Genomic DNA, 5,480 nt, shown 5'->3' with positions numbered 1-5,480 from the left:
ATACCAAGCTTCTATGTTAAGGAGTACCGCTGTGTCTAATTTATTTGCTTTTAGATCCTCGAGTTCTTTCTCTTTTTTTTCGAGTTCAACGGACAGGTTTTGTTCCTCATTTTGGGCTTCGTCGAGATGGGGCTGGCCCTCTAGTAACCGCTTTGAACTCGCAGAGTAAGTGGCCTGGTGTTTTACAATAAGGGAAAGAAGCTTCAAATCTTCATTCTGTGCTTTAAATCGTTCGATTTGAACATAATCTGCAGCGATCGCATTCCATTGTTCTTCTTTTTGCTCAAGTTGATCTAGTACCGTCTGTTTTTTGCTATCGAGTTGCTCAATTTTGTGTGTGAGCTGTTCTTTGTCCTTATTTAGGGAATGCGTATGGTTTAGCAGGTCGCGGAAAGCACGATTAGTCGCCTCATAAATCTCCACTTCTTGTTCCAGTTGTTTGATTTTTTTTTCGTCGGCGATAAATTGTTCTAGAGATTCTTTCTTCTTGGCGAGCTCAGTTCTATATTTCTTAGCTTGTGTTAAACGTGTTATTTCGGTTTCTAGCAGCGTATGTTCGGATTTTATAGTTTGCAGGGCCTGTCGTGCTTTAACAAGTTCCTGTTGTTTGTCGAGTATGGAATCTGCACTGATTTCTTCAAACCCAGAAAGTGCTCCCTTCAAAATCTCTAGTTTACTGTTATTCACTCGTTGCAAATCAGAAACGTTGCGGCCTAAGTCGAATCGATTTAAGTTGAAAATTTCTTTCATCATTTCAGATCGATCTTTACCACGAAGCTCTAGGAACTCCTTAAATTGTCCCTGCGGGATAATAATCGTTCTTCTAAAGTTTGCATACGTTAAGTTTGTAATCTCGGACCCATCAGCTGAAGGTATCGGTGTCCACCGATCATCTAACCATTGGTAGGCCGTTCGTTCAAGCGTGGTTGTATCTTCGAACTTCTTGCGTCGCCGCCACTGAGCTACAAATCGGTATTTATTTCCTTGGAAATTTAAAAAGTCAAATACAATGCATGCTGTGTTGGATTTTAAATTTAGCATGTTATACGTTCGCTTTTCCTGTTTGTTTAATCGCTCGGTTTCGCCGTATAGCGCAAATCCGATCGCTTCCAGAATGGAAGATTTACCAGATCCAACCTTTCCAAATATACCGAATAGACCAGCTTGGGTTAAAGTAGTGAAATCAATTTCTTGTTTTTGTTGATAGGAGTATAGTCCTTCAATACTGAGATATAGTGGTAACAAATCTAGTCCTCCGTGTTTGTAGTGTTGTTGATTACCTCTTTCAATAAGTCCATTATTTCCGCGTTGGGCTCTTGCGCATATTTAAACTGGAAATAATCTTTGAACAATAAATCGAGGTCTTGTTCAAGATTAATTAATTTATTGTTGGCATTGGTTGACTGCTGTGACCGTACAACCGGTATGATATGAATGATGCCGTCATGTGCTTCATGGATTCTTTTTAGATCCGCAGAACTAATAAATTCATCACTTACAAGGGTAAGTTCGACAAGCGTGTATGGGTTTGCTTTTAACCAGACAATCGCCTCATCTATCTCCTGAAAGCGTTTGCGTTGTAGACTGCGTCCTGATCTCAATGGTAAGAATGTGTATTCTGCTTTGCTCTGAGGAAACAATTCGACCAATACTACCCCTTTTTGTTGTCCAGCTTCGGAAAATGAATAGGCTAATGGACTGCTTGGGTATACGACAGGCGCATTGTGCCCACGAATTTGCTGGTAACGATGAAGATGACCCAGCGCAGTATATTGTATTTCCTCTGGGATACAGTCCGAAAAAATTAGTTCGGCATTGCCTATTTTTATCGGTTTTTCACCTTCTGGCTCCTCGATTATTTCTCCCCCTCGCTCCAATAGGTATAAATGGGCGGTTAATATGTTTACACCCGTATCGTCGCAGTACTGACTAGCGAGTTCGTTCCAATGAGCTTTTAACAATTCGTTTAATTGTTGTTCCTTGTTTTCCAGTCCAAGATACTGCTTTAATCGGAGTTCATTTGCAAAAGCAGTATGGAGTACACGCAAAGGATAGGAGAAGTTTGGCAGTTGAATTTCCATAAATCCCGGAGCTGCTTTAGTGATCGAAAATCCAGAAGTGATCGCGTAGGGACGTATATGAGCTTTCGGGTAGCCAACGAATAAAATGCCGCATTCGCGCGCTATTATGTCAGGTGCATCAATACGATCTGCACTATCGTGATTTCCGGCAATTGCAATCACCGGTCGTTTACCATCTTTGGATAACTGGCGTAGAGTACGGTACAGGAGTTCTACTGCTTCCACCGCAGGATTGAAGTTATCAAATAAATCCCCCGCTATGACTATCACATCGGCCTGTTGTTGGTCAGCAAGTTCACAGAGTTCGGAGAGTACTTCGCGCTGCTCCTCTATCCTAGAGAAATTATCTAATCGTTTGCCTAAGTGCCAATCCCCTGTATGTAATATTTTCATGTATGAAAAGATTTATTTCAAGCAATAAAATTAACGAAAACTAAACAAAAATTAGGTTAAGAAATGTGAAAGATTGCTTGCGATTGTCTCGTTCGTTGGCAAAGCCCGTAGAAGGGCCGAACTGGCGATCATGGCTATTTATTTAATTCACGTATTTCCGATTGGCATCAAGCGGCTCTTAAAATGTGGCATTTTTTTAACGCATTAAAAACTCATAATTTTAGTAATAGCTATTAAATTTAGTATATTTGCTCATGGTTTCGAACAACAATGATGAATATTATTTTAAAGGTAGGGGTGCACAGGTCAATCCTAATAACAAGTTTTTTCAGCATGAATATTCGCAAGAATTTCAAGAAGGATTGGATGAGCCTTTTTTAGAATCTAGTAAAACCGTTATTATCTATAGCTATCCTAAAACTATTATATCCAAGGTTAATAGTCCGGACATAGGTTTTTCAAAATCACTTAATCCTTATCAGGGTTGTGAACATGGATGTGTCTATTGCTATGCTAGGAATAGTCACGAATACTGGGGGTATAGCGCAGGCTTAGATTTTGAGAGAAAAATAATTGTAAAGCAAAATGCAATCGATTTGTTAAAGCAAGAGTTTGAAAAAAAGCATTATGATCCTCAGACCATATTTCTGTCCGGTAATACGGACTGTTATCAGCCGATAGAACGTAAATTTAAGATCACCAGAGGGATTTTAAAAACGATGTTAGCGTACAAACATCCCGTGTCGATCATCAGTAAGAATGTCTTGATGTTCCGAGATATTGATATTATACAGGAACTTGCGTCACTGGGGTTAGTTTCCGTTACGGTGACAATAAACAGCTTAAATGAGGATGTACGTCGCAAGATGGAACCCAGAACAGCAACAGCAGGGGCGCGATTAAAACTAATTGAATCATTTGCAAATCGCAATATACCTGTTTCAGTGTTAATCGCCCCAATTGTTCCAGGTATTAACAGTATGGAGATGGCTGATATTATCAAAGAAGCTGCAAATGTTGGGGCGGTTTGGGCGGGCTATACGATTGTTCGTTTAAATGGAGCTGTATCTCATATATTTTGCGATTGGGTACACAAGAATTATCCTGATGCCGCTGAAAAGATCATACATGGGATCAAAGAATGTCATGGTGGTCAGTTGAATGACAGTGAATGGGGAAGAAGAATTGCAGGAGATGGAAAGATTGCAGAAGGGATAAAACAATTATTTCGGTTGGCTAGAAAGAAACACATGGGGGATTGTGCACCACCGGTTTTAAGAAACGATTTATTTGTATCGCCAACACGTCCTGTCCAACTACGCTTGTTTTAAACAAAAGAGGACAAATCACTCTGCGTACGGTACCCAAAAATTGTATACTAAATGTTGTATACTATTCGAGTACACTTCGCTGATGTGTCCTCTTCTGATATCGGCTACTATCCTTGCTGGATAGGGGCCGGAGATTCTTCGTTAAATAGAGGTAAATCTTTCAGGATATTGTACCAAGAAACTATTTTTTTGATGTCAGAAGAATATACGCGAGATTCATCATGACCTGGTGCTACTTCTCGGAAAAATGCACGTAAAGTTTCGCCGTCAGCCTTTAAGTCTGGGGTTTCTACAGCAAGATCTTTAATTGCTTGTAAGACGTCAACCAAACGAATTTCATCCTCTTCACCGTAAATAGTAATATCTTCTAGAGTAGCCATCTTCGTTGTCGAAATGCTAACAGTAGATTTGATTTTTTTCTCGTCTAAAGTCTCCAGTATAAAGCCTCCTTTATTCTGGCCAATCAATTTAAATAATCCTGGTTTACCTGTAACTGATACTAATGCTCTTAAATTCATAGGTATTTAATTAATCTTCAATAACTTCTATACCTAGAATGCGATCACCTTGACGGATATCATCTACGATGTCTACATTTTCGATAACTTTGCCGAAACAGGTGTGATTTCTGTCCAAATGAGCGGTATTGTTACGGCTGTGACAAACGAAGAATTGTGATCCGCCAGTATTACGTCCTGCGTGTGCCATTGATAATACGCCACGGTCGTGGTATTGGTTTTCTCCCGTTAGTTCACAGTCGATTTTATACCCAGGTCCACCGGTACCAGGCATTCCGGTTGCTCCCTCACGGGTGTTGGGGCATCCGCCTTGGATTACAAAATCAGGTATCACACGGTGAAAAGTCAATCCATCATAATATCCAGATTTTGCCAATTTAATGAAATTTGCTACGGTATTCGGTGCGTCTTCTGTGTAGAATTGCACAGTCATGTCGCCTTTTTCTGTCTTAATAATAGCTTTGCTCATAGTCTTTTTATTTTACGTATGGAATGCAAAGATAAAATTTCTAAACGAAATGCTTGTTGTCTTGGGCGGATGAATTGATAAGATGTTTAGATTCAGGGATTTCGTTTTCTGTGAAACAACGAAATAAGAGAGATTTCGAACAGATTGAGGTGGAATCTATGCACTTGCTTTGGTTTTAGAACCAGCGAGATATTCGACCGCCTTCTTTCTATTTTATAGAAGATACTGATGAAAACAAGTTCGAAGCTAATTGTGCGGTATTGATCATCGAATTTTAAGGAGTATCGTCGCTACTTGGCCTTAGCATCCATTTGTTTTCATGTTAGACAGACGCCGTGAAAATTGTAATGAAGCGTTCTTAAAGAATTTGCTAACTTTAGAAACAGATAGGTGTTATTAAGCTTTGAATGGCGCTGCAACACAGTGGGTTCTCTAAAACAAGCCAAACATTTCGGCTTCTATTTTTTCAATCACCACACCCAAATCTTCTGGCTTCTGCGCGAAATCAAGGTTATCTTTGTCTAACACTAGAAGTTTTCCTTCGTTATAGTTACCTATCCATTTCTCGTATTTCTCATTTAATTTTGAGAGATAGTCTAAGCGGATCGCAGATTCGTAATCACGTCCTCTTTTTTGAATGTTATTAACAAGGGTTGGGACAGAAGCACGTAAATAAATTAACAAATCC

The 5,480-nt window shown here is 39.6% G+C and carries 6 protein-coding genes; 1 reads left to right on the top strand and 5 read right to left on the bottom strand.

The genetic code is table 11. From position 1 onward, the window contains the following. Both HP439_RS17495 and HP439_RS17490 read right to left on the bottom strand, forming a co-directional pair. Window positions 1–1,245 (bottom strand): AAA family ATPase (locus HP439_RS17495; RefSeq protein WP_172391622.1); only part of this gene is annotated, 1,245 nt, incomplete at its 3' end. A 2-nt stretch (window positions 1,246–1,247) separates the two neighbouring features. Next, window positions 1,248–2,474: a metallophosphoesterase family protein gene (locus HP439_RS17490; RefSeq protein WP_172391621.1), complete on the bottom strand. Its 1,227-nt coding sequence runs from the start codon at window positions 2,472–2,474 to the stop codon at window positions 1,248–1,250. 254 nt (window positions 2,475–2,728) lie between these two features. On the opposite strand from HP439_RS17490, the gene HP439_RS17485 reads away from it, so the two are divergent. Then, window positions 2,729–3,805, top strand: coding sequence for a PA0069 family radical SAM protein (locus HP439_RS17485; RefSeq protein ID WP_172391620.1), 1,077 nt, complete (start codon window positions 2,729–2,731; stop codon window positions 3,803–3,805). A gap of 107 nt (window positions 3,806–3,912) precedes the next feature. Here HP439_RS17485 and HP439_RS17480 read toward each other — a convergent pair whose 3' ends face one another. The 3 genes from HP439_RS17480 to HP439_RS17470 all read right to left on the bottom strand — a co-directional run. Beyond that, entirely contained in the window at window positions 3,913–4,323 is a 411-nt protein-coding gene (locus HP439_RS17480) for a DUF5606 family protein (protein WP_172391619.1), read from the bottom strand. A 10-nt stretch (window positions 4,324–4,333) separates the two neighbouring features. Next, window positions 4,334–4,792: a peptidylprolyl isomerase gene (locus HP439_RS17475; protein ID WP_172391618.1), complete on the bottom strand. Its 459-nt coding sequence runs from the start codon at window positions 4,790–4,792 to the stop codon at window positions 4,334–4,336. Between the two features lie 432 nt (window positions 4,793–5,224). Next, window positions 5,225–5,480 (bottom strand): deoxynucleoside kinase (locus HP439_RS17470; protein ID WP_172391617.1); only part of this gene is annotated, 256 nt, incomplete at its 5' end.

This window comes from Sphingobacterium shayense (assembly GCF_013179575.1).
Lineage (GTDB): Bacteria > Bacteroidota > Bacteroidia > Sphingobacteriales > Sphingobacteriaceae > Sphingobacterium > Sphingobacterium shayense.
This window is presented reverse-complemented; position numbering and strand designations above follow the sequence as displayed.

Coding starts and splice junctions, on each gene's coding strand:
- HP439_RS17480 (WP_172391619.1), bottom strand. CDS start 4,323: ATGAATTTAAGAGCATTAGTATCAGTTACAGGTAAACCAGGATTATTT.
- HP439_RS17475 (WP_172391618.1), bottom strand. CDS start 4,792: ATGAGCAAAGCTATTATTAAGACAGAAAAAGGCGACATGACTGTGCAA.
- HP439_RS17490 (WP_172391621.1), bottom strand. CDS start 2,474: ATGAAAATATTACATACAGGGGATTGGCACTTAGGCAAACGATTAGAT.
- HP439_RS17485 (WP_172391620.1), top strand. CDS start 2,729: ATGGTTTCGAACAACAATGATGAATATTATTTTAAAGGTAGGGGTGCA.